This is a genomic window from Pseudomonas sp. MPB23 (genome assembly GCF_046605395.1).
GTDB lineage: Bacteria > Pseudomonadota > Gammaproteobacteria > Pseudomonadales > Pseudomonadaceae > Aquipseudomonas.
This window is the reverse complement of record NZ_CP176771.1, coordinates 451569-475620: the sequence shown is the minus strand read 5'-3', so window position 1 is coordinate 475620 and position 24052 is coordinate 451569. Positions and strand designations below refer to the sequence as shown.

Genomic DNA, 24052 nt, shown 5'->3' with positions numbered 1-24052 from the left:
AGAATTCATCAACAGAGTTATCCACAGGTTGGGGTGCGACAATTTCGCCCCTTAATCGCGCTCGGCAAGCACCATCAAGTTGCGCGGCGTCAGTGTCGGCTCGCAGAAATGACCAACCTCCACACGGTAGCCATGCTCGGCAAGAAACAATGCCCGATCCAGCACCAGCCACACCTCCAGCGGGCGCCGAAACAGACCACGCAGCAGTTCCAGGTTTCTGACCTCGGCCAGACGCTGCCACCCGTGGGCCTCCAGCGCCGTCCAATCCTGCTCGCCTGTGGATACCCCTTTGCGACTCGCCAACTCCCGGCAATAGTCGGCGAACGGTTGGTCCAGCCAACCGGCAGGCAGGGACGGCGTAGGCAGGTACTCGTCGCAACCGCGCAATTGACGTTGCAGCGCATCGAACCCCAGGCGCCGGGCCATGGACGTGTCCCGTTGCCGGCGCACGCGATGGCCGGCGGTGACGGTTTCGCTCAGCGGCAGGCCGAGGTCGTCGATCGACAGTTGCAAGCCAGAGGCGCGGCCTACGCGGGACAGCGCCTGGTAATGCGTGGTGTTGATCCGGTTGTAGCAGCAGGGCGCCAGGGCCAGTTGCTTACAGCCGGCGGCGCTGGCCAGTTGCAGCAGGCGTACGTGCAGGTCGCCACAGGCGTGCAGGGCGACGGGCGTGTGTTCGGGGCTGATTGCCACATCAGCCATCACGTCTTGCCGGCGGTGGGTCACGGCCAGGCCGTGGTGGTCGCTCAAGGCCTGGCCGGCGGCGATCAGTGCCGGGTCGTATTCCAGGCAGGTCAGTTGTTGACCTGCGTGTAACAGCCGGCGCCCCAGGTGGCCTTTGCCCGCGCACCAGTCCAGCCAGTGGCTGGGCGTTTGCACAAACTGCAGCGCGGCGCCGAAGGCTTCTATCTGCTGCCATTTACGCCCAGGCACATCGACGTTCAGGCGATGGCGCGCCGGTTCCAGCGGATGGGTGGGCAACTTATCCACAGCACTGAGGCGCGAAGCCTGCTCCGCCAGTTGTGGAAAAGGCGCTGGCGCCGGTAATTCATGGGGGTGGTTGTGAGCGTTTTCGGCTTCGGCCAACGAGCGTTGGCGCAGCCACGTCGCGAGTGCGGGGTGGGCGCTTTCCCAGGGCAACTGTCGATGGGTAAAGGGCCGTGGACGCCACAGCCCTTGGTACTCGATCAGAAACGCATCCAGCGCTTGGAAGCGTGCTTCAACGTCCCTGGCAGGCATCGACGCGCAGCCAGCGTTCCAGCAGCTTGAAGCCGCGAACCAGGAGGTAGGAGATCAGCAGGTAGAACACGCCGGCGGTGAAGAACATCTCTACGGTCAGGTAGTTGCGCGCAATGATGGTCCGGGCCATGCCGGTCAGCTCAAGCAGCGTCACGGTGCTCGCCAGGGAGCTGGCCTTGAGCATCAGGATGACTTCGTTGCTATAGGCCGGCAGCCCGATGCGCGCGGCGCGGGGCAGGATGATGTAAACCAGCGTCTTGGCTTTGGACATGCCCAGCGCGCGGGCCGCTTCGATTTCCCCGGGCGGAATCGCCTGGATCGCGCCGCGCAGGATCTCGGCGATGTAGGCCGCCGTGTGCAGCGTCATGGTCGCCGTGGCACACCAGAACGGGTCGCGCAGGTAGGTCCACATGAAGCTTGAACGGATGGTTTCGAATTGGGCCAGGCCGTAATAGACCAGGAACAACTGCACCAACAACGGTGTGCCGCGGAAGAAAAAGATATAGGCGTAGGGCAGCGAGCGTATGTACCAGCGCTTGGATGACCGCGCGATGCCCAGTGGGATGGCGAGGATCAGCCCGAGAACCACGGCGATGCCGACCAGCTCCAGGGTCAGGATGGCGCCCTGCACAAACTTCGGCAGCCACTTGATGATGACTTCCCATTCCATTACGTCGTCCTCACGAAGCCGCGGGCGGCGCGTTTTTCCAGGAAGTGCATCGCGACCATCGACAGTGACGTCAGGCCCAGATAAATCAACGCAGCGACCATATAGAAGGTGAAAGGCTGTTTGGTGACGGTGACGGCAATTTGCGCATGGCGCATGATTTCTTCAAGGCCGATGACCGTGACCAGCGCGGTGTCCTTCATCAGGATCAGGAACAGATTGCCCAGCCCTGGCAGGGCGACGCGCCACATCTGCGGCATGATCAACCGGGTGAAGATACGAAACTTTGACAGACCCAGTGCCACACCGGCTTCGCGGTGGCCCTTGGGAATGGAGATGATCGCGCCGCGCAGCACTTCGGTGGCGTAGGCGCCAAAACACAGGCCCAGTGCAATCACGCCGGCGGCAAAGGCGCTGAGGGACAGGTCGGGAATGTCGAACAGTTCGCCCAGCTTGCGCATGGCGTTGATGGTGCCGAAGTAGATCAACAGCACCCACAACAGCTCCGGCACGCCGCGAACGATGGTCGAATAAGTGCCGCCAAGCCATTGCAACGGCTTGTACGGGGACGTCTTGGCCAAGGCGCCGGCCAGGCCGAGCACCAGCCCCAGGCACAGGGCGCTGAGCGCCAGCTTGACGGTCATCAGCGCGCCGGCGGCGAGCGCCGGGCCGAATCCGTAGAGATCGAAAGTCATGGTGTTTTCATATCGCGGCAGGCATTGCGAAAGGCCGGCGCGCTCTGCTGAGCGCGTCGGTCAGGTCGTTCAGGTCATTCGATGCTGAACGGGAAGTACTTGTCGTTGATCTTCTTGTAGGTGCCGTCTGCCTTGATCTCTGCCAGGGCTTTGTTCAGGCGCTCGCGCAGCGGGTCGCCCTTGCGTACGGCGATACCGATCTTGTCGCTTTCGACCACCGGGTCGCCTTTGAATTCGTAGGCGGAACCGTCTTTGCTCTTGAGCCATTCGTACTGCACGTACTTGTCGGCGAGGATGCCGTCGAGTCGGCCGGAGGTCAGGTCGAGGTAGGCGTTTTCCTGGGTGTCATAGAGCTTGGCGGTGGTTTCCGGCAGCTTGTCTTCCAGGTAGGTACCGGCCAGGGTCGCGCGTTGTGCGCCGATGATCTTGCCCTTGAGGTAGCCGGCGTCGGTCTTGAAGTCGGTGGTGGTTTTGGGGGCGATGAACTGCAGCTTGTTGGAGTAGTACGGGTCGGTGAAGTCGACGGCCTGCTTGCGTTCGTCGGTGATCGACAGCGAGGACACCAGGAAGTCGAACTTCTTGGCATTCAGGGCCGGGATGATGCCGTCCCAGTCCGACACATACACTTCGCATTTTTCGACTTTCATCTTGGCGCACAGGGCGTCGCCGATGTCTTTGTCGAAGCCGACGACGTTGCCGCTCGCGTCTTTATTGTTGAAGGGCGGGTAGGCCGCTTCGATCCCCATCTTCAGGGTTTCTGCCATGGCCGTGGCGCTGAACGCCATCGAGACGGCCGCAGCCAGAAGGAATTTTTTATAGTTCTGCATGCATGTTGCTCCGTTAGCGGTTGCTGGACATGAATTGTTTGCAGCGCGCCGAAAGCGGGTTGTCGAACACCTGCTGTGGCGATCCTTGCTCTTCGACCAGGCCTTGGTGCAGGAACACCACTTCACTGGACACCTGGCGGGCAAAGCCCATCTCGTGGGTGACCAGCAGCATGGTGCGGCCTTCTTCGGCCAGCGCGCGGATGACATTAAGTACTTCCTGAACCATTTCCGGGTCAAGGGCGGAAGTGGGCTCGTCGAACAGGATGACTTTGGGCTGCATCGCCAGGGTGCGCGCGATGGCCGCCCGTTGCTGCTGGCCGCCGGACAATTGCGCGGGGTAGGCGTGGCGCTTGTCGCCGATGCCGACCTTGGCCAGCAGGGCTTCGGCCACTTCGATGGCTTCGGCCTTGCTCTGGCCGAGCACACGGCGTGGGGCCTCGATGATGTTGTCGAGGATGCTCATGTGTGGCCACAGGTTAAAGTTTTGAAACACAAAACCGATTTCGCTGCGCAGGCGGTTGATCTGCTTGCTGTCGGCGGCCATCAACTCGCCGTTTTTGGCGGCCTTGAGCTTGAGCTCTTCGCCGGCCACCAGGATCTGGCCCTGGTGCGGGTTTTCCAGCAGGTTGATGCAGCGCAGGAACGTGGACTTGCCGGAACCGGAGGAACCCAGGATCGAGATCACATCGCCGTCGCGAGCGGTCAGCGAGATACCTTTGAGTACCTCCAGCTCACCATAGCGTTTATGCAAGTTGCGGATTTCAAGCGCGGGCGTGGCCTCGGCCATGTGGGGTCCTCGTTGTGTTCGTTGCGTTCCTGCTGTTGGGCCGCCTTCCTGGCGAGGCGTCAAGCTAGCATAGCGTCCTGACGGCAGCCAACAGCGTGGCCGGCAGTAAACAGGCGGTGTGCGGCAGGGTGTCGCATCGGCACAGCAGGGTGTCGCGCCATCAACAACCGAACAACCGTTTTAACCTGTGAACGCCGAAGCTTCGCGTAAAAAAGGGCGCGATGGTGCCAGCTTTGGCCGGGGGTTGGAAGGGTTAACCGGGCAAACGGTGCGTATCGGCACTTTTATGGAGCGTTACCTGTTTCGCGTGTGTGTTTATGGTGCGTTTTTTCACACAAAAAGTAGGTCGCACGGTAACGCATAGCTAAATGCCATTGTTCTCAATGAGTTGCGGCGCTTGTTGAATCGTCCTACAGCCCGCGTCAATCGCGGATTTGTAACATTTTGGCGCAAATCTTGCGTAAAAAATAAAGAACGCCCTGTTTGTTTCTTTTCACGATCAAGAACGCAGGCGGGGCGAACCGTTTTCGCAATTCCTCGCAAAGGTGTGTCAATGAGTAGTACGCATAGCTCCAATGACCTCGAACAGGGGCTCAAACCGCGTCACGTCACCATGCTGTCGATCGCCGGCGTCATTGGTGCCGGTTTGTTTGTCGGCTCCGGCCACGCGATCGCCGCCGCCGGCCCTGCCGTACTGCTGGCGTATGCCGCGGCCGGCGCGCTGGTTGTCCTGGTGATGCGCATGTTGGCCGAAATGGCCGTAGCGTCGCCGGACACCGGTTCGTTCTCTACCTATGCCGACCGGGCGATCGGCCCCTGGGCCGGCTTTACCATCGGCTGGTTGTACTGGTGGTTCTGGGTGCTGGTGATTCCTTTGGAAGCCAACGCCGCCGCGACCATTCTGCATGCCTGGTTCCCCAACGTGGCCATCTGGGCGTTTACCCTGATCATCACCTTGCTGCTGACGGTGACCAACCTATTCAGTGTGAAGAACTACGGTGAGTTCGAGTTCTGGTTCGCCTTGATCAAGGTCGTGGCGATCATTGGCTTTGTGATTCTCGGCCTGGCCGCGATCTTCGGCTTCTTGCCGACCAGCCAGGTCAGCGGCGTGTCACACCTGTTCGACACCGAAGGCTTCATGCCCAACGGCATGGGCGCGGTATTGGCAGCGATCCTGACCACTATGTTCTCGTTCATGGGCACCGAGATCGTGACCATCGCGGCGGCTGAGTCGACGAACCCAAGCCAGCAAATCACCAAGGCCACCAACTCGGTGATCTGGCGGATCGGTTTGTTCTACCTGCTGTCGATCTTCATCGTTGTGTCCCTGGTGCCATGGAACGATCCGACCCTGGCGGCCGTAGGTTCCTACCAGACCGTGCTGGAACGCATGGGCATCCCGAACGCCAAGCTGATCGTCGACCTGGTGGTATTGGTTGCCGTGACCAGTTGCCTGAACTCGGCGCTGTATACCGCCTCGCGCATGCTGTTCTCCCTGGCGCGTCGCGGTGATGCACCGGCGGTGGCCAAGCGCACCAACAATAGCGGCACCCCTTACTGGGCAGTGATGTTGTCCACTGGCGCCGCGTTCCTGGCGGTATTCGCCAACTACGTGGCACCGGCAGCGGTGTTCGAATTCCTGCTGGCCAGCTCCGGCGCCATCGCGTTGCTGGTGTACCTGGTGATTGCGGTGTCGCAACTGCGCATGCGCCAGAAGAGCATTGCCGCGGGCGAGACGCTGGCCTTCAAGATGTGGCTGTTCCCGGGCCTGACCTACGCGGTGATGATTTTCATCGTCGGTACGTTGACCATCATGCTGTTCCAGGAAGCGCATCGCGTCGAAATCATCGCGACCGGGGTGCTAAGCCTGCTGGTGGTGGCGGCAGGGCTGATTGTGGCCAGCCGTAACCGTCGCAAGGCCCAACGCGTGGGCGCCGCAGTGCATGGCTGATCGAGCACCGTAGGTAAAAGTGTGGGAGCGGGCTTGCTCCCACATTGGGTTGGGCGTCAGTCCTGGGCGTTGGCCAGCGCTTCGGACGCGGCGACGTAGTCCGCCTGGAACGCCGGCGACTCAATCCACGCCAGCGCCGCCGCGTCATCCTCGGTGTCCGTGGCCCACTGCCGATACTCGATCAGTGCCGCCAGGATAAAGTCCGTGGCTTCTTCTTCGCCTTCCTGCTCCAGCACCAGCGCCAGCAGCGGGTGCGCCAGGAACGTTGCGCACAAAGCCTGCTGGCTGATCTCGCCTGCGCTGCGCATCTCTACGAACAACTCGGTCAAATCCACCGATTCAAGGTCGATGCGGCTGTCATCGCCGGCAAACGCATCCGGCTTGGCGGCGACGGCACGCTGGGTACGGTTCTGCTTGGCCTTGGTCTTCGCCCGCTGGGCACGTTTTTGCTGCTTGTTCGGCGAAGCCATGGGCTCACGTCCTTGGGTCAGGATCTGGGTGGGGTATTGAAGCGCAGGTTGGGGGAAATCCCAAGGGTATCCTCCGTTAATTGGCCGTTTTGAAGCCACGTCAGTGCAATCGGCCACAACCGATCCTGATACTCACTGCGAAAGAACGCGAAATGTCCGACCTGTTTTTCGCCGATATCTTCAGGCGCGATGCGCAGGTGAGTGCGTTCACTGCGGTAGAAGTAGCCGAGCAATCGTTCGATCGCCGCCACCGTGCCGAAGGGATCGTCGGTGATGCTGATCGCCAGCATCTGCGCGGTCACCCGACTGAATGGCAAGCGCCCCAAGGCCCGCCCGCTGGGGCGGGTTTCATAGCGGGGTGTCGGTGTGCTCCAGTCGCGCACCACGCCTGCCGGCGTATCCTCCAGCCAACCCAGCCGCTTGCCGGGGAAGTACCCGCACAGCGCGGTGACCAGCGGCATCACCACATGCCATTTGGCCAACATCCGCCAGCGCCCGTTCGCCTGGTAATCGCGCCAGTAGGCAAACTGCGCGCCTACCGTGACGATCCGCCGGATCACCGCGCCCGATGCGCCCAGCCCCGCTGCACAACCGCCGAAACTATGGCCGACCACGTCGATCGGTTGCCCTGCAAACTCCCGCTGTGCCCGCACCAGAATCGCCTCGAAATCCAGCACGCCCCAATCCGACCACGAGGCCTGGAAGCCCCGCAACGAACCGCTGCGGGATTCGCCGATGCCGCGATAGTCGTAGGTGATGACATCGAAGCCATTGGCGAACAGATAGTCGGCAAAGCGTGAGTAATGGCGGCAGCGCACGGAGGTGGCGGCGTTGATGATCACGACCGGGCGTTCGAGGTCGGTGCGCGGGTGGCGCCAGGTGAAGCCGCCCAGGGGATAGTTGTCGGCGGCGGGTTCGCGGAATGCTTCGGGGGCGGGGCGGCTGGGCAGGTTCATCGGTCGGTTCGGTCCTTGCGCTTTTGGGGGGAGCCTGGAGGCTCGCGCGCTTTTATAAGAAATCGAAACTAACAAATTTAGCGCGCCGTGGGCACGAAGAGTGTCGCGGTGCTCGACCTTGTCCGCCTGGGTGCTTAGGCTGACGATCTTTCGATTGACCCGAGCCGGCCCATGACCCGCGACACCCTCGAACAGCAGCAGATCCCGATCTACTTCGTCGCCGTCCTCCTGGCCGCGGTTTTCGGCTTGCTCGCGCCTCAGTTGGGCCATGGTCTCGGGGGGCTGGTCACGCCGGCGATTGCGGTGCTGATGTACGCGATGTTTCTGCAAATTCCGTTTCTGGACCTGCGCCAGGGCTTGAGTAACAGGCGTTTCCTCTCAGCGTTGTTACTGGCCAATTTCATCCTGGTGCCGTTGCTGGTGTGGGCCTTGACCCGTGGCCTGGTCGAACGCCCGGCGTTGCTGGTGGGGGCTTTGCTGGTGCTGCTGACGCCGTGTATCGACTACGTGGTGGTGTTTACCCATATCGGCAAGGGCGATTCGCGGTTGATGCTGGCGGCGACGCCGGTGCTGTTGTTGCTGCAGTTGCTGCTGTTGCCGATGTACCTGGGGTTGATGCTGGGGCCGCAATCCGAGGGGGTGGTGGCGGCCGCGCCGTTTATCGAGGCGTTCCTGTGGCTGATTGTGCTGCCGATGGTGCTGGCGGTGGTTACCACGTCGCTGGCGCGGCGGTCGGCGGTCGTCAATGCCTGGAACCACGCCTGGGCCTGGTTGCCGGTGCCGGCGATGGCGCTGGTGCTGTTCGTGGTGATCGGTTCACAAATCACCTCGGTGGTGCGTGACATCAACCTGCTGCTGCCGGTGATCCCGGTGTATATCGGCTTCCTGGTGCTGGCGCCGCTGATGGGGGCCCTGGCCTCGCGGCTGTTTGCGCTGCCGGCGGCCACGGCGCGGGCGGTGACGTTCAGTGCGTCGACGCGAAATTCGTTGGTGGTGCTGCCCCTGGCGCTGGCCTTGCCTGAAGACGTGCGCGGGTTGGCAGCGACGGCGGTGATCCTGCAAACCCTGGTCGAACTGCTCGGCGAGTTGATTTACATCCGGCTGATTCCACGGTGGGTGTGGCGCGCAGGTCGCTGAAAACGGGAATGTTCAGGTCTGTTCAGGCGTTATTCAGGGGGGCAGTTGGCACCATACGCTGGCGCTCCCCACCTGACAGGTTTACCGATGGATTTTCGCAACCGTTTTCGCCTGGAATCCCTGGGCATTTTTCTGATTGCCTTATTGCTGTTCACCCTCGGCATCTGGGATCAGCAGCCGCAAGGTTTTGACGGCCGCTGGGCGCTGTTCTTGCAGGAAATGTTTCGCCATGGTGCGAGTCTTTTCCCCACCACCTATGGGCAGCCTTACGCGGACTATCCCGGCACCGCGACGTTTTTCAGTTTTGTCTTTGCCCGATTGTTCGGTGCGCCTAACCACCTGGCGAATATCCTGCCCACTGCGCTGGCCTCTGCCGGCGTGGTTGCGCTGATCTATCGCTTGCTGGTGCCGTCCAGTCGCGCCTGGGCGCTGTTGACGGTGCTGCTGACCTTGCTCACCACGCAGTTGCTCGAGAAATCGCGTTCGGTGTGCCTGGATCAGATGGTGGCGTTGCTCTGCGTCGGCAGTTTCTACCTGCTGCACAGCGGTGAACGCCTTGGCTCGCGGCTGCGCCAGCTTGCGGTGTTCCCGCTGTTCATCCTGGGCTTTGCGATTCGCGGGCCGTTGGGGCTGATCGAGGTGTGCGGTGTGGTGTGCGTGTACTGGGCGCTGGGCAAGCCTGGGGAGCGGGTCAAGCAGGTGTTGATTCATGGCGTCGTCGGCCTGGTGTTGCTGGCGGGCTGTTGGTGGCTGCTGGTGAAACTGGCGCGCATCAGCAGTGGCGATGCGTTTGCCGATGACGTGTTCAGGATGCAAGTGGGCGGGCGCCTCGATGAGACCGGCGAGCCGTTTTATTTCTATTTCCAGCTGAGTCTGTACCGCTACTTCCCGGTGGTGCCATTGGCGTTGGCCACGTTGGTTGCGCTGCGTCAGCGCCTGTTGCATGGGGGCAATACCGAGAGCCAATTGGTCGTGCGGCTCGGTGCGTGTGGCTTGATGATCCTGCTGGGCTTGTCGGTGCCGCATTTCAAGCGTGCTTACTACATTCTGCCCATGGTGCCGATGTTTGCCGCTGTCGCCGCCTATGGGCTGCTTCAGGCGCAAGGCTGGCTCGTGGGTGTGCGCCGAGGCTATGAAGGGTTGGCGGCGGCGCTGCCGGCGTTGTGCGTGGTGGCCATCTTCGTCTGTCGGCATGGGTGGCAGAAGCATGGTTACTGGCCGCAGGTGTCGTTGCCGGTAGTGATTGGCGTGCTGCTGGTGCTGCAAGTCGCGGCGCTGCTGGCCTGGCGTCGGGCGGGGCGGCTGGTGTTGCTCAGCCTGTTCGCGCTGGCGGCGCAGTGGCTGCTGTTGGTGACCGTCGTGGAGCCAGCCAAGGACTTGCAGTTCGACACCCGCAAATTTGTCAGTCAGGTGGAGGCACTGCGCGTGTCGCAGCCAGGGCCATTGGTGTTCCTGAACCTCGGCAGGGACACCTGGGCGGTGCGCTACATGATGAACCTGGATCATGACGAGCAGCCGTTGTTTATCAGCGCTGCGCAGGTTGGGCAGTTGAATGCGCTACCCCGGCCGTCGTGGGTCATCGTGGCGCGCAAGGAAACCGAGTTGTTGCAGGGGACACCTCTGGAGCATCTGACGCCAAGCTTCCAGGGGCGGTTGAACGACAACCCGTTGATGGTGTTTCTGCTGCGGTAAGTGGCGTGCGCGAAGCTGGCATCTCTCGAATGCGGGATGCCAGCTTTTGGGCAGGGCTATAAATCCCAGGCAACAAAAAACCCGCACTAGGCGGGTTTCTTGTGTGTTTCAGATGACGTTTGCACCACCTGAAACTAATGAGTGGTGCCCAGAGACGGAATCGAACCGCCGACACGGGGATTTTCAATCCCCTGCTCTACCGACTGAGCTATCTGGGCAACGGGGCGCATTAAACGGGTTTTCAGTGGGGCGTCAAGCAAGTTTTCAAAAAAAATTTAGTTATTACCGTCGCTTACGTGCCGACCCCGGTTTTTGATCAATTATTGAGCAGGCGGTACGTAGCCTTCGGCTTTGGCGTAATCCTCGCCGGAAAAGAACTTGTCCATCTCGCCTTGCAGGTATTTGCGGTCTTCGGCGTTCATCATGTTCAGGCGTTTTTCGTTGATCAGCAGGGTCTGGTGTTTCTGCCAGTCGCCCCAGGCTTTGGCGGAGACGTTGTCGTAGATATCCTGGCCCTTGGCGCCCGGAAACGGCGCGCGTTCCAGGGCAGGCAGTTCTTCGTGGTACTTGCGGCAGATGATGGTGCGGGTCATGACGGAACTCCTGCGTTCAATGCTTCGGCCGCGCGCTTGAGCAGTTTCTTGACCGGGGCGGCAAGGCCCAGGCGCGGCGGGGTGGCGAGGTTATACCAGAGCCAGTCGGCCTCGGCCACGTGGTGGGCCGATTCCTCGACTTGCACCAGCCAGGGTTCGATGGCCAGTTGGAAGTGGCTGAAGGTGTGGACCAGCCCTGGCAATGCCTGTTGCTTGCCCAGTGCCAGGGCGTGCTGGTGGGCGAGGTGTTCGAGATCTTCCAGGTCGTCCAGCTCCGGCAGGCTCCACAAACCGCCCCACAGGCCGGTGGATGGGCGGCGGTAAAGCAGAATCGCACCTTCGGCATTGGCCAGCAGCGGCATCAGCGTGCGCTTTTGGGGGATGGTCTTGCGCGGCTTGGGGATCGGGTAGCGCGTCTCCAGGCCGAGCATGTGGGCTTCGCAGCCCGTTTCCAGCGGACACAGCAGGCAACTGGGCTTGCTGCGGGTGCAGAGGGTCGCGCCCATGTCCATCATCGCCTGGGTATAGGCGTTGACGCGATCGTGAGGCGTGAAGCGCTCTGCGGTGGCCCATAGCTGCTTGGCCACCTTGGGTTCGCCGGGGTAGCCCTCTTGCGCGGTAAAGCGTGCCAGCACGCGCTTGACGTTGCCGTCGAGGATCGGTGCGCGCAGGCCCATGCTCAGGCTGGCGATCGCACCGGCGGTGGACAGGCCGATGCCGGGCAGTCCGGTGAGTTTCTCGACATCCCTGGGGAACTCGCCACCGTACTCGGCCACGACAATCTTCGCGGTCTTTTGCAGGTTGCGCGCCCGGGTGTAATACCCCAGGCCGGTCCACAGGTGCAGCACTTCGTCTTCGGGGGCGGCCGCCAGGGCTTCGACGGTCGGCAAGGAGGCCATGAACCGGTCGAAGTAATTGAGCACGGTGCTCACCTGGGTTTGTTGCAGCATGATTTCCGAGACCCACACCCGGTAAGGCGTGATGCCCTGTTGCCAGGGCAGGTCATGGCGACCGTGGCGGTCGTACCAGTTCAGCACCGCCTCTGAAAACTGCTCGTTTCTCATCGTTTGAACAGGCCTTTCAACGCGTCTTTCAATTGTGGATTGACCTTGTCGAGCTTCTCTTCCAGCTTCTCGTTGAGGCGGTTACCGGCGGCCTTGATCGCGACCTGGCCAAGACCGTCCTTGTCCAGGCGGCAGGCCTTGGCTCCCAGCTCCAGCGGGCCACGGCAGCGCAGCGGTATTTCGATGCCCTGGAAGTTGGAACCCACCTGGCAGGCCGGGTCCGGCACTTCGCGCTGGTCGCCTTCGACGATGATGCCGACGCGGTAATCCATGCCCAGCACGCGCAGGTCGATGTCGCCGTTGCCGTTGACCGTCAGGCCTGGAATACGCACTTTCAGGTCGGGGTTATTGGCCACGCCGTTGCGGAACGTCAGGTTGCCTTTCAATTCCTGGAACGGTGTGTCTTTGCCCCGCGGCTCGCTGCTCAGGGTCTTGCGGTTGAGCAGGGCGATACCGGTGCACAGTTGCTGTTCAAGGTTGGCGTTGAGCAGCACACCGTTATTGATCACGAAGCTGGCGGTGCCGTTGAGGCTGTCGATCAGGGCTTTCTGGCTGTTGCCGCGTCCGCTGAGGTTGCTGTCGAGGGTGATCTGGCCTTTCACCGGCGGGGTTTGCCCCTGGGCTTGCAGGATGCGTTCGACCGGCACTTGCTTGATACGGCTTTGCAGCGCCAGCACCGGGATGTCCTGGCGCACATCGAGTGTACCGTTGGCCTGGAACGTACCGTTGTAGAGACCGCCGCTGAGGGTGTCGAGTTTGAGCTGGCCATCGAGGCCGGACGCTTTGAGCGCGGCGTTCTGGATCGGCAGCTTGCTCAGGGTCAATTGGCCGAAGGCGAGGTCGGCGTTGATGTCCAGCGTGCGCAGGTGGGCCAGTGGCAGCAGCTTGTCGGTGCTCCAGGCGCCTTTGGTCGGCGCGTCCGGCAGCGGTGTGGTACCGCCGGCGGCCATGGCACCCGCTTCGCTGTTCTGCACTTCGGCCTGGCGTGCGGCGGTCGCGCCCTTGGCGGATTCGGACTTGGCCGGCAGGTAGTTGTCGGCGTTGAAGGTGTCGCCCTGGAGCTGCACCCGCAGCGACTGCTTGGCGAAGTCGTCCACGGCGACGCGACCGGTAAAGGTGCTGCCGTCGAGTTTCAGAGTGAGGTCTTCCAGCGCCAGGCTGGTAGGTGTGCCTTGGAGACGGCTGACCAGCTCGACTTTGCTCAGGCTGCCCTCGGCCATCGGTGGCAGCGGGTTGCCGACGCTGTCGAGGAACTTGGCCAGGTCGAACTGCGCGATGGACAGCGCGCCGCTCAGTTGCGGGGTCTTGTCCAGATTGTTGACCTTCAGCTCGCCCAGGGCGCGCAATTGGTTGGCCGAGAGTTTCAGGTTGGTCCATTCGGCGATATTGGCCGCCTGGTCCACCAGCAACTGGCCCTGGGTGGAGAAGGTCACGGTCTTGCCTTGCAGCGGCTCGCCCGTGGCTTCGCCGGTGATCTTCATGTCTTCGAACTGGTAGCGCTTGAGGGCGCGCTGGATGCGCAGGTTGCCGTTGAGCTCGGTCTTGACGCGCATTACCGGTTGGTTGCTGCCGAAGAATGCGGTGAGTTTCACCGGAATACTGGCGCCTTCGTGCACGGCGCCGGCACTCAACTGGATGCTTTCGGCGCTGAATTGCTTGCCGGTCTGCTCATCGTTGTATTCGATGCGGGCGTTGTTGATGGTCAGGCTGTCGATATCCAGGCGGATCGGTTTTGGCGGTTTTTCCGCTTCTGGCTCTGCAGGTTGCTCGGCAGGGGTTGGCGTATCGGCGGCGGCCACCGGCGCGTTCTTGCCGATGTCTTCCCAGTTGCCGTGGCCTTGCTTGTCACGGTTGAGGCGCAGGTTGAGGCCTTCGACACGCACATCGCTCATCTGCACTTCGCGGCGCAGCAGCGGCAGTACGCGCACCGACAGGCCGAGCATCTGCAGGTCGGCGAAGGGTTGGGTCGGGTTGGTCAGGGTGGCGACGCTGGCTTCGTGCAGCTCAAGACCGAGCCAGGGGAACAGGCTCCAACCGATATCGCCATTGAGCGTCAGCTCGATGTGGGCCTTGTCGCGGGCAATCTGGCGAATCTCGTCTTTATAGTCGTTGGGATCGAAGAGATGGGTCAGGGCAAAGCCCAGAGCCACAATGATCAGCAACAGCCCGAGAAGTACCAGACCCAGGATTTTGCCGAACGCTTTCATGGGCGAGTCCTTGTATGTCGATTTCAAAATTTAGCCGCAGAGTATAGCGTCCGATGGCCGGCGTCAGTTCACGGATCGTTACATTGTATCCAGCGCGAGCCAAACGGGATTTTGGCGTCAATTAATAAAAAAGTGATGGCGTTTTGGTTTTTCTGTCACTTGCAGATGCTAATCTTCGCCGGTTCGTCCGCCTTCTGCGACTTAACGTCGCGCCTCAAATGGAGCTTTACTCAACAAAACGGCCACGCTCTGCGTGCAAGGCCGAGGGAGAGAGCGCCTGACGGACACACATACTAATAACTGGGGGAAACACCAATGAACACTAGCACTGCGGCGGGCCATCCTGCCGTACAGCCTGCGTTCCTGTCCAAGGAACGCATCATCGCCAAGCCCGGCTTCAACCGCTGGCTGGTTCCGCCGGCCGCCCTGGCCATTCACCTGTGCATCGGCATGGCCTACGGTTTTTCCGTGTTCTGGTTGCCACTGTCCAAAGCGCTGGGGATCACCAAACCGCTGGCCTGTGCGCCGGACATGAGCTTTATCGCCCAGGTCTTCTCGTCGCAATGCGACTGGCCCATCTCGATGCTGGGCTGGATCTATACCCTGTTCTTCATCTTCCTGGGCTGCTCGGCCGCGATCTGGGGCGGCTGGCTGGAACATGCCGGGCCACCGGTGTCGTATCGGCGTTGTGCTGGTGCGGCGGCCTGTTGATCTCGGCGTTGGGTATCTATACGCACCAGATCTGGCTGATGTGGATCGGCTCCGGGGTCATCGGCGGTATCGGCCTGGGCCTGGGCTATATCTCGCCCGTCTCGACCCTGATCAAGTGGTTCCCGGACAAGCGTGGCATGGCCACCGGCATGGCGATCATGGGCTTCGGCGGCGGCGCGATGGTGGGTGCACCCCTGGCCGCAGCGTTGATGGGCCACTTTGCCACGCCGACCAGCGTGGGCGTATGGCAGAGCTTCCTGGTGATGGCGGCGATTTACTTCGTGTTCATGATCGGCGGCGCACTCTCGTACCGCGTGCCGCCGACCGGCTGGAAGCCTGAGGGTTGGACCGCGCCGGCGAAAAAAGCCAGCAATGCGATGATCACCCACCGCCATGTGCACGTGAACGTGGCGTGGAAGACCCCGCAATTCCGCCTGGTGTGGCTGGTGCTGTGCCTGAACGTGTCCGCCGGTATCGGCATCCTGGGCATGGCGTCGCCGCTGTTGCAGGAAGTGTTCGGCGGCAGGCTGTTGGGGGTGGATGTGCCGTTCGGCCAGTTGGACGCCGGTCAGTTGGCGTCCATTGCTGCTATCGCCGCCGGCTTCACCGGTCTGTTGAGCCTGTTCAACATTGGTGGCCGATTCTTCTGGGCGTCGTTCTCCGACTACCTGGGCCGCAAAAACACCTACTTCGTGTTCTTCGCCCTGGGTTTTGCCCTGTACGCGCTGATCCCGAACCTGGGACACCTGGGCAACGTGGCGCTGTTCGTGGCGGCGTTCTGCATCATCCTGTCGATGTACGGCGGCGGTTTTGCGACCGTTCCGGCCTACCTGGCCGACCTGTTCGGCACCCAGATGGTGGGCGCGATCCACGGTCGCTTGCTGACTGCCTGGGCGGCGGCGGGCGTACTGGGCCCGGTGCTGGTGAATTACCTGCGTGAGTACCAACTGAGCATCGGTGTCGAACGTGCCGCGGCCTATGACATCACCTTGTACATCCTCGCCGGCCTGCTGGTGCTGGGTTTCCTCTGCAACCTGCTGGTTCGCCCGGTGGCCGAGAAGTACTTCATGACCGATGCTGAGCTTGCCGCCGAGCAGGCGCTGGGCCATGACAAAGGGGCTGATGCCACCACGTCCCTGGAGTGGAAAGCGGCGTCTGGCACAGTGCCATTGGCCATCGCCGCCTGGCTGGTGGTGGGTATTCCGTTGGCGTGGGGTGTGTGGGTGACCCTGCAGAAGACGGCGGTACTGTTCCACTGAGTTGAATGCAGGCGGGCGCACCATTCTGGGGCGCCCGCTTCAACTCGTCAGTCTTATCCCCTCCGATGTTTCTGTTTAGCGCCCACGCCCCTATAATGGCTGCCTTTTTCGCCCAATGATTTTGCGGAGCTGGTGATGGCCGAACGTAAGGCGTCCGTCGAGCGCGACACTCTGGAAACCCAGATCAAAGCCTCGATCAACCTGGATGGCACCGGAAAGGCCCGATTTGATATCGGTGTACCTTTTCTTGAGCACATGCTGGACCAGATCGCCCGTCACGGGCTGATCGACCTGGATATTGTCTGCAAGGGCGACCTGCACATCGACGACCACCACACGGTGGAAGACGTGGGCATCACCCTGGGCCAGGCCTTTGCCAAGGCCATCGGCGACAAGAAAGGCATCCGTCGCTACGGCCACGCCTACGTCCCGCTGGACGAAGCGCTGTCGCGTGTGGTCATCGACTTCTCCGGCCGTCCCGGCCTGCAGATGCACGTGCCCTACACCCGCGCCACCGTGGGCGGCTTCGATGTCGACCTGTTCCAGGAATTCTTCCAGGGTTTCGTCAACCACGCCCTGGTCAGCCTGCACATCGACAACCTGCGCGGCACCAACACCCACCACCAGATCGAAACCGTGTTCAAGGCGTTCGGCCGTGCCCTGCGCATGGCCGTGGAGCTCGATGAGCGCATGGCCGGGCAAATGCCGTCGACCAAGGGCGTGTTGTAATGCAGACGGTCGCGGTTATCGATTACGGCATGGGTAACCTGCACTCGGTGGCCAAGGCCCTCGAGCACGTAGGGGCCGGCAAGGTGCTGATCACCAGCGATGCGAAGGTGATTCGCGAAGCCGACCGCGTGGTGTTCCCCGGTGTGGGCGCGATTCGCGATTGCATGGCCGAAATTCGCCGCCTGGGCTTTGACAGCCTGGTGCGCGAGGTCAGCCAGGACCGCCCGTTCCTCGGCATCTGCGTGGGCATGCAAGCCTTGCTCGATCGCAGTGAAGAGAACGACGGCGTCGACTGCATCGGCCTGTTCCCCGGCGAAGTGAAGTTCTTCGGCAAAGACCTGCATGAAGACGGCGAACACCTGAAAGTCCCGCACATGGGCTGGAACGAGGTCAGCCAGGCAGTGGATCACCCGCTGTGGCACGACATCCCGGACATGGCGCGTTTCTACTTCGTGCACAGCTACTACATCGCCGCCGGTAACCCGCGCCAGGTGGTGGGTGGCGGGCACTACGGCGTCGATTTCGCCGCCGCGCTGGCCGACGGTTCGCGCTTTGCCGTGCAGTTCCACCCGGAGAAAAGCCATACCCATGGCCTGCAATTGCTGCAGAATTTCGCCGCGTGGGATGGTCGCTGGTAAATGGCCAGGAAGCCGAAGCCGCCGATCCTGAACCTCGCGCCCGAACAGGAGCGTGAGGCCACCGACAAGATCAAGCGCTTCATGGAGGACCGTTTCGAACTCAAGCTGGGTTCGTTCGAGGTGGCCGAGATTCTTGAGTTGTTCACCACCGAAGTGGCTCCGCACTATTACAACAGGGCGATTTTCGATACGCAGACGCTCCTTAAAGAAAGGTTCGAAAGCATCGAAAGCGACCTGTGGTCGCTTGAGAAACCCTGATTTCCCAAGCATTGCTGAATATCGAATAAGGTTTGCCAGATGCTGATTATCCCCGCTATCGATCTCAAGGACGGCGCCTGCGTACGCCTGCGCCAGGGCCGCATGGAAGATTCCACGGTGTTCTCCGATGACCCGGTGAGCATGGCCGCCAAATGGGTGGAAGGTGGTTGCCGTCGTCTGCATCTGGTGGACTTGAACGGCGCCTTCGAAGGCCAGCCGGTCAATGGCGAAGTGGTCACCGCGATCGCCAAGCGCTACCCCAACCTGCCGATCCAGATCGGCGGCGGTATCCGCTCCCTCGAAACCATCGAACACTACGTCAAGGCCGGTGTGAGCTACGTGATCATCGGCACCAAGGCCGTGAAAGACCCGGCCTTCGTTGCTGAAGCCTGCCGCGCGTTCCCCGGTAAAGTGATCGTCGGCCTGGATGCCAAGGACGGTTTCGTCGCCACCGACGGCTGGGCTGAAATCAGCACCGTGCAGGTGATCGACCTGGCCAAGCAGTTCGAGGCCGACGGCGTGTCCGCCATCGTTTATACCGACATCGCCAAAGACGGCATGATGCAGGGCTGCAACGTACCGTTCACCGCTGCGCTGGCAGCGGCGACCAGGATCCCGGTGATTGCCTCCGGCGGCATCCACAACCTGGGCGATATCAAGTCGCTGCTGGACGCCCGGGCCCCTGGGATCATCGGCGCCATTACCGGCCGCGCGATCTACGAAGGTACCCTGGACGTCGCCGAAGCCCAGGCTTACTGCGATGCCTACAACGGCTGAGGACTGACCATGGCGCTGGCCAAACGCATCATCCCTTGCCTGGACGTCGACAACGGTCGCGTGGTCAAGGGCGTCAAGTTCGAGAATATCCGCGACGCTGGCGACCCGGTGGAAATCGCCCGTCGCTACGATGAGCAAGGTGCCGACGAGATTACCTTTCTCGACATCACCGCCAGCGTCGACGGCCGCGACACCACGCTGCATACCGTCGAGCGCATGGCCAGCCAGGTGTTCATCCCGCTGACCGTGGGCGGTGGCGTACGCACCGTGCAAGACATCCGCAACCTGCTCAATGCCGGCGCGGACAAGGTTTCGATCAACACCGCTGCAGTGTTCAACCCGGAGTTCGTCGGCGAAGCCGCGCAGCACTTCGGTTCGCAATGCATCGTGGTCGCCATCGACGCCAAGAAAGTCTCCGGCCCCGGCGAAACCCCGCGCTGGGAGATCTTCACCCACGGCGGGCGCAAGCCGACCGGCCTGGACGCGGTGGAGTGGGCGATGAAGATGGAAGGCCTGGGCGCCGGTGAAATCCTGCTGACCAGCATGGACCAGGACGGCATGAAAAACGGCTTCGACCTCGGCATGACCCGCGCCATCAGCGATGCGCTGGGCATTCCGGTGATCGCGTCCGGCGGTGTCGGCAACCTGCAGCACCTGGCCGACGGCGTGATCGAAGGCCACGCCAGCGCGGTGCTGGCGGCGAGTATTTTCCACTTTGGCGAATACACCGTTCCCGAGGCCAAGGCCTACATGGCGGCGCGCGGCATCGTCGTTCGCTAAACGCTGCTGGACACCATGGCAGGCGCGCGGCACTCTCTGCGCTTGCCATGGATTCCGGTAACTTTCATGTTCAAACACCTGCTGCTCGCCCTGACCAGTACTTCTCTCCTGTTGGCAGGTTCGGCCCATGCCGAAGAACCGTCCGACGCCTCCCTGGTGTTGCTGACGGAAAATTTCCCGCCCTACAACATGGCCAAAAACGGCAAGAACTTCGCCAAGGAAGAAAACATCGAAGGCATCGCCGTGGACATCGTGCGCGAGACCTTCAAGCGTGCCGGCATTTCCTACAACCTCACCCTGCGTTTCCCCTGGGAGCGAATCTACAAACTCGCCCTGGAAAACCCCGGTTACGGCGTATTCGTGATGGCACGCCTGCCGGATCGCGAAGCGCTGTTCAAATGGGTCGGCCCCATCGGCCCGGACGACTGGGTGATGCTGGCCAAGGCCGACAGCAAGATCCAGCTCGCCGACCTCGACCACGCTCGCGGTTACAGGATCGGCGCCTATAAAGGCGATGCCATCGCCGAAACCCTGGAGAAACAGGGGCTCAAGCCGCTGGTGGTGTTGCGTGACCAGGACAACGCGCAAAAGCTCATGGATGGCCAGATCGACCTGTGGGCCACGGGCGACCCCGCCGGACGGTACCTGGCGCGCCAGGTCGGTGTGAGCGGGCTCAAGACAGTGCTGCGCTTCAACAGCGCCCAGCTCTATCTCGCGTTGAACAGGGACGTCTCCGACGACATCGTCGCCAAGCTGCAGGCAGCGCTGGATCAACTGCGCAAAGAGGGCGTGGTGGACGAGATCATGGGGCGCTATCTATAGCGTTCATGCGCCCGGCATAGGCGCTGCTGCCGATGGCTGCCCTCAGCGTGGCTTGAGCAGATCAACCCGCAACGTCGACGGCTGGTCGGCCTGATCGAATGCGTAGGTGCAGATCTTCACCGGCTTGTTCCTGACGAAAATTACTTGGGCGAAGTTCTCCGATCCGGCGCTGCTGGCGTCGTTGAGCGGGTGGACCAGAGCAATGGGGTCATCGTCATCTTCGTCCAAGGGGCCGGTGGCTGGGATCGGCTGATAATCGACCGGGCGCTGGCAGTCCACCTTGTCGGCCGGGCCGTATTTGTAGGTGTAACGGCTCATGAACGGTGGAGCCAACTTCCAGACCACGCCATAGGCGCCCAGCACGTGAGGGTCGAGGGTGATGTGCATATCCGGGGTGCGGGCCGGACCGGGCGCGGCGAGCTCGACAGCCAGGGTCAGGGCATTTTTCATCATGCCGTGGGTCACGGCTTGTTCCGCCGATTCGACGCCGAGGATGCAGAGCATATGCATGCCGGTTTGGGGGCCGATGGGGTCGTTGATCGGGGCGTTGAGTGCGTCGAGAGGCACGCTGTAATGCACTGGGTTTTCGCAATCAATGGCGCGCCGCGTGGTTTTGTAGCGATAAAAAGGCGTGTTCACGGTGAAGGCCAGGTTCCAGCGCGGGATGATGTCCTTGCCTTTGTTTCCCGGTTTCTTGATGAAGTATTGCTGGATGGGCTCCGGGCTTTTGAAGGTGATCGAGGTGGTTGGGTAAAGGTCGCAGTGCTCGCTGTCAGTCTTGAGCACGCCTTCGACAAAACACAGGTTGAGGAAGGTGATCGGGCTGCCGTAGTTGGTATCGGCTTGCCACACGGGTATTCCCTGGTTGACCTCGCAGGGGGCATCCCGCTGGCATTTGTGCTCTTCGGATTGGTGGGTGGTGGAGGTGCCGAGAATGCCGAACAAGGTATTGCTGGCCCGGTCCAGCAGCGGCCCACCAAAGCCGCCGCGGACAACACCCTTGCACTGGTTCTTGAGGGTAAATCGCCAGACAAATGGCTGTTCGACCAACTCCTGGGAAGACTGCTGGGTGCAGGCGGCGAGGTGCAAGGTGTCCCATTCCGGGGCGGTCAGCGCGAGAATGTCGGAGCCGTCGGAGGGCACGGCTTCGGCCAGTTTCAAGGGGGTGATACCGTCGCCGAGCAGGTCCGACAGCGAGGCCTGCAGCTCGATAATGGCCAGGTCGACCCCTTGGCTGCTGCCCCATTTGAGCGTTTTGAGTGGATAGGCCTTGATGGTTTCGAGGGTGTCGTCGAAATAGTTGAAGTTGACGCTGCCTTTGATGGGCAAGTCCTTTTGTATTGAGCCACTCAGGCGATGCAGGCAGTGGCTGCTGGTGACCACATAGGCCGGGCCGGATTTTCCAGATACGTCGCGGGTGTCCAGCAGGCTGGCTGTGCACAAGGCTTGGGTTTCGTTTCTGATCCGGCCAACGCCGCTCCAGTGAGCATGCTGTTGCTGGCCATTGCGCAGGAGCTTGGCCGGGCTTTGATTGAGCAGGCCTTCACCATAATCCCGGGGGGCGGCGACAAGGCAGGCGGACAGGACGCTCAGCAGCAATCCTGGAAGAATGTAGCGGGTGGTGTTCATGGTCATCCTGAATAGTTGAACGGTACGAGATCACTATTCAGGAGTTCACGAGGCGAGAGTGGTAGCTATCTAGCGGTAGAGACCATTTTTGCCATGGCCGTTCATGGCCTGGTTGCTGCGCACGCTGATCATCAGCTTGATATTGATCCACTCGATGCCCTGGGCCTTGAGCTTGGGCAGCTCGCGCTCCAGCACCGCCAGGGTCTGTGGGTAGGGATGGCCGATCATCACCGCCGAGCCTTGCTTGTGGGCCAGCTTGATCGCGGTTTGCAACTGCGTGGTGATCGCGGCTTCGGTGCGCTCGTCATCGAGGAACACGTCCCGCGACAGGCTGGCCAGGCCGATCTTCTGCGCCTCGGCGGCGGCCACGGTTTGCGCGCTGGTACGGCTGTCGACAAAGAATTTGTTGCGCCGTTGCAGCTCAGCCATCAACCAGGCCATGGCTTGCGGTTGCGCGGTCATGCGGCTGCCCATGTGGTTGTTGATGCCGGCGGTGTAGGGCACGGCCTTGAACGCAGCGTCCAGGCGCTTCTCGAGTTCTTCGATGGGCAGCTCGGGGTGCCAGGCGAACGGGCCGGTGGCTGGGTCCATGGGCATGTGCAGGATCACGATCTTGCCGGCCTTGTGCGCTTCGCGGGCGAATTCGGCGGCGTGGGGCGTGTCTGGCATGATCGCCGTGGTCACCGGGCCGGGCAGGGCCAGCACGCGACGATCCCGGGGCAGGTTTTGCCCGAGGTCGTCGATGATCAGGGTCAGGTAGGCTTTGTGGGAGTCGCCGACAGGGGTCGCGTGGGCGACCCCTGCCAGGCTGCACAGCACAGCGATGAGCAGGGCAAAACGCATATCAGCGACTGCGCGTGATGCTCAGGCCTTTGAGCAGGCTCAGCGCCTGGGCCAACTGGTAGTCGTCGTCCTGCGGCATCGGCTTGGCTTTGGTGCTACTGCCGGTCGGTTGGTCGGCGCCGCCATTGCCATTGCCCAGGTGACCTTGCAGGTCGGCCTCTTTGTAGTACTCGCTGTCGACCTCGTTGGTGATCTTGGCCTTGCGCACTTCGATGTCCGGGACAATGCCCTGGGCCTGGATTGAGCGACCGTTGGGCGTGTAGTACAGCGCGGTGGTGATCTTCAGCGCGCGATCGTTGTTCAGCGGCAACACGGTTTGCACCGAGCCTTTGCCGAAACTGGTGGTGCCCATCAGCACGCCGCGTTTCTGGTCCTGCAGGGCACCGGCGACGATTTCCGACGCTGAGGCGCTGCCACCGTTTATCAGCACGGCGAGCGGTACGTTTTCGCTGAGGTCGTTGCCGGTGGCCGAGAAGCGCAGCTCGGAGTTGGCGATACGGCCCTTGGTGTAGACGATCAGGCCTTTGGTGATGAAGTGGTCGACCACTTCCACCGCCGACTGCAGTACGCCGCCTGGGTTGTTACGCAGGTCGAGTACGATACCGCTGAGTTTCTTGCCGTTGTCCTTGCGCAGCTTGGCCAGGGCCTTGGCCACTTCGTCGCCGGTCTTGACCTGGAACTGGGTGATACGGATGTAGCCGTAGCCCGACTCCAGCAACTGGCTCTTCACGCTCTTGACCGTGATGGTCGCGCGGGTCAGCGTCACGTCAAACGGGCTGCCGCCGTCGCGCACCAGGGTCAGGGTGATTTTCTGGCCGATCTTGCCGCGCATCTTGTCCACGGCTTCGGTCATGGACTGGCCGCGGGTCGGCTGGCCGTTGATCTTGACGATAAAGTCACCGGCCTGAATCCCGGCCTTGGACGCCGGGGTGTCGTCGATCGGCGAGACGACCTTGATATTGCCGTCGTCGGAGCCGACTTCAATGCCCAGCCCGCCGAACTCGCCGCTGGTGCTTTCCTGCAGCTCGGCAAAATCTTCCGGCCCCAGGTAGGCGGAGTGCGGGTCGAGGTTGCTGAGCATGCCCTTGATGGCATTTTCCAGCAGGGTTTTGTCGTCTACGGGTTCGACATAGGCTGCCTTGATCCGGTCCATCACCTCGGCAAAAGTGCGCAGCTCGTCGAGCGGCAACGGTGCCTTGGTGGTCGCGGCCGTGGCGGCGGGTGCTGCCGGAGCGGCCTGGTCGGCGAAAGCCAGAGGCGCGCCGATCACCAGAGCGATCGTCAGGGCCAGCGAAGTGAGGCGGGACAAATGCAGCATGTC

The 24052-nt window shown here is 61.9% G+C and carries 22 protein-coding genes, 1 tRNA gene and 1 pseudogene; 10 read left to right on the top strand and 14 right to left on the bottom strand.

Going from position 1 to position 24052, the window contains the following annotated elements:
- Positions 1 to 51: 51 nt before the first annotated feature.
- The 5 genes from ACLH0J_RS02035 to ACLH0J_RS02015 form a co-directional block, all read right to left on the bottom strand.
- Positions 52 to 1239: a methyltransferase gene (locus tag ACLH0J_RS02035; RefSeq protein WP_411390676.1), complete on the bottom strand. Its 1188-nt coding sequence runs from the start codon at positions 1237 to 1239 to the stop codon at positions 52 to 54.
- Positions 1220 to 1909: an ABC transporter permease gene (locus tag ACLH0J_RS02030; protein ID WP_411390675.1), complete on the bottom strand. Its 690-nt coding sequence runs from the start codon at positions 1907 to 1909 to the stop codon at positions 1220 to 1222. The genes ACLH0J_RS02035 and ACLH0J_RS02030 overlap by 20 nt, the downstream gene beginning before the upstream one ends.
- The gene (locus ACLH0J_RS02025; protein ID WP_411390674.1) at positions 1909 to 2601 is read right to left on the bottom strand and encodes an ABC transporter permease; all 693 of its coding nucleotides are present in this window, start codon (positions 2599 to 2601) and stop codon (positions 1909 to 1911) included. The genes ACLH0J_RS02030 and ACLH0J_RS02025 overlap by 1 nt, the downstream gene beginning before the upstream one ends.
- Positions 2602 to 2675: 74 nt before the next feature.
- Positions 2676 to 3428: an ABC transporter substrate-binding protein gene (locus ACLH0J_RS02020; RefSeq protein ID WP_411390673.1), complete on the bottom strand. Its 753-nt coding sequence runs from the start codon at positions 3426 to 3428 to the stop codon at positions 2676 to 2678.
- A gap of 13 nt (positions 3429 to 3441) precedes the next feature.
- Complete coding sequence (locus ACLH0J_RS02015; protein ID WP_411390672.1) at positions 3442 to 4215, bottom strand: ABC transporter ATP-binding protein; 774 nt, start codon at positions 4213 to 4215, stop codon at positions 3442 to 3444.
- 553 nt (positions 4216 to 4768) lie between these two features.
- Here ACLH0J_RS02015 and gabP point away from each other — a divergent pair.
- The gene (gene gabP, locus ACLH0J_RS02010; RefSeq protein WP_411390671.1) at positions 4769 to 6166 is read left to right on the top strand and encodes a GABA permease; all 1398 of its coding nucleotides are present in this window, start codon (positions 4769 to 4771) and stop codon (positions 6164 to 6166) included.
- Between the two features lie 56 nt (positions 6167 to 6222).
- Here the strand turns inward: gabP and ACLH0J_RS02005 are convergent, their stop codons facing one another.
- Positions 6223 to 6636, bottom strand: coding sequence for a hypothetical protein (locus ACLH0J_RS02005; RefSeq protein ID WP_411390670.1), 414 nt, complete (start codon positions 6634 to 6636; stop codon positions 6223 to 6225).
- A 17-nt stretch (positions 6637 to 6653) separates the two neighbouring features.
- A complete protein-coding gene (locus ACLH0J_RS02000; RefSeq protein ID WP_411390669.1) occupies positions 6654 to 7592 on the bottom strand; it encodes an alpha/beta fold hydrolase in 939 nt (312 codons plus the stop codon).
- Between the two features lie 171 nt (positions 7593 to 7763).
- Here ACLH0J_RS02000 and ACLH0J_RS01995 point away from each other — a divergent pair, with 171 nt between their 5' ends.
- Positions 7764 to 8729: an arsenic resistance protein gene (locus ACLH0J_RS01995; protein ID WP_411390668.1), complete on the top strand. Its 966-nt coding sequence runs from the start codon at positions 7764 to 7766 to the stop codon at positions 8727 to 8729.
- Between the two features lie 87 nt (positions 8730 to 8816).
- Positions 8817 to 10421 (top strand): ArnT family glycosyltransferase, encoded by a 1605-nt coding sequence (locus tag ACLH0J_RS01990; protein WP_411390667.1) that lies wholly within the window; start codon positions 8817 to 8819, stop codon positions 10419 to 10421.
- 142 nt (positions 10422 to 10563) lie between these two features.
- Here the strand turns inward: ACLH0J_RS01990 and ACLH0J_RS01985 are convergent.
- The 4 genes from ACLH0J_RS01985 to ACLH0J_RS01970 form a co-directional block, all read right to left on the bottom strand.
- Positions 10564 to 10639 (bottom strand) — tRNA-Phe (locus tag ACLH0J_RS01985).
- Between the two features lie 102 nt (positions 10640 to 10741).
- Positions 10742 to 11014 (bottom strand): oxidative damage protection protein, encoded by a 273-nt coding sequence (locus ACLH0J_RS01980; RefSeq protein ID WP_010563123.1) that lies wholly within the window; start codon positions 11012 to 11014, stop codon positions 10742 to 10744.
- Complete coding sequence (gene mutY / locus ACLH0J_RS01975) at positions 11011 to 12078, bottom strand: A/G-specific adenine glycosylase (RefSeq protein ID WP_411390666.1); 1068 nt, start codon at positions 12076 to 12078, stop codon at positions 11011 to 11013. The genes ACLH0J_RS01980 and mutY overlap by 4 nt, the downstream gene beginning before the upstream one ends.
- Positions 12075 to 14285 (bottom strand): AsmA family protein, encoded by a 2211-nt coding sequence (locus tag ACLH0J_RS01970; RefSeq protein WP_411390665.1) that lies wholly within the window; start codon positions 14283 to 14285, stop codon positions 12075 to 12077. The genes mutY and ACLH0J_RS01970 overlap by 4 nt, the downstream gene beginning before the upstream one ends.
- Positions 14286 to 14600: 315 nt before the next feature.
- Between ACLH0J_RS01970 and ACLH0J_RS01965 the strand changes: the two are divergent.
- From ACLH0J_RS01965 to ACLH0J_RS01935, 7 genes and pseudogenes are all read left to right on the top strand, one after another.
- A pseudogene (locus ACLH0J_RS01965) lies at positions 14601 to 16255 on the top strand (OFA family MFS transporter).
- 135 nt (positions 16256 to 16390) lie between these two features.
- Positions 16391 to 16984 carry an imidazoleglycerol-phosphate dehydratase HisB gene (gene hisB, locus ACLH0J_RS01960; protein WP_010563127.1) on the top strand — a complete coding sequence of 198 codons (594 nt, stop codon included), beginning with the start codon at positions 16391 to 16393 and terminating at the stop codon, positions 16982 to 16984.
- Entirely contained in the window at positions 16984 to 17622 is a 639-nt protein-coding gene (gene hisH / locus ACLH0J_RS01955; protein ID WP_010563128.1) for an imidazole glycerol phosphate synthase subunit HisH, read from the top strand. The genes hisB and hisH overlap by 1 nt, the downstream gene beginning before the upstream one ends.
- Complete coding sequence (locus ACLH0J_RS01950; protein ID WP_032894032.1) at positions 17623 to 17880, top strand: DUF2164 domain-containing protein; 258 nt, start codon at positions 17623 to 17625, stop codon at positions 17878 to 17880.
- A 39-nt stretch (positions 17881 to 17919) separates the two neighbouring features.
- On the top strand, positions 17920 to 18657 hold the full coding sequence (gene hisA / locus ACLH0J_RS01945) for a 1-(5-phosphoribosyl)-5-[(5-phosphoribosylamino)methylideneamino]imidazole-4-carboxamide isomerase (RefSeq protein ID WP_010563130.1): 738 nt from the start codon (positions 17920 to 17922) through the stop codon (positions 18655 to 18657).
- A 9-nt stretch (positions 18658 to 18666) separates the two neighbouring features.
- The gene (gene hisF, locus ACLH0J_RS01940) at positions 18667 to 19437 is read left to right on the top strand and encodes an imidazole glycerol phosphate synthase subunit HisF (RefSeq protein WP_411390664.1); all 771 of its coding nucleotides are present in this window, start codon (positions 18667 to 18669) and stop codon (positions 19435 to 19437) included.
- Positions 19438 to 19503: 66 nt separating this feature from the next.
- The gene (locus ACLH0J_RS01935; protein WP_411390663.1) at positions 19504 to 20259 is read left to right on the top strand and encodes a substrate-binding periplasmic protein; all 756 of its coding nucleotides are present in this window, start codon (positions 19504 to 19506) and stop codon (positions 20257 to 20259) included.
- A gap of 42 nt (positions 20260 to 20301) precedes the next feature.
- Here ACLH0J_RS01935 and ACLH0J_RS01930 read toward each other — a convergent pair whose 3' ends face one another.
- The 3 genes from ACLH0J_RS01930 to ACLH0J_RS01920 form a co-directional block, all read right to left on the bottom strand.
- Positions 20302 to 21888, bottom strand: a complete 1587-nt coding sequence (locus tag ACLH0J_RS01930) for a serine protease (RefSeq protein WP_411390662.1) — start codon at positions 21886 to 21888, stop codon at positions 20302 to 20304.
- A 69-nt stretch (positions 21889 to 21957) separates the two neighbouring features.
- The gene (locus tag ACLH0J_RS01925; RefSeq protein WP_411390661.1) at positions 21958 to 22731 is read right to left on the bottom strand and encodes a divergent polysaccharide deacetylase family protein; all 774 of its coding nucleotides are present in this window, start codon (positions 22729 to 22731) and stop codon (positions 21958 to 21960) included.
- A 1-nt stretch (position 22732) separates the two neighbouring features.
- A complete protein-coding gene (locus ACLH0J_RS01920) occupies positions 22733 to 24049 on the bottom strand; it encodes a S41 family peptidase (protein ID WP_411390660.1) in 1317 nt (438 codons plus the stop codon).
- Between the last annotated feature and the right edge of the window lie 3 nt (positions 24050 to 24052).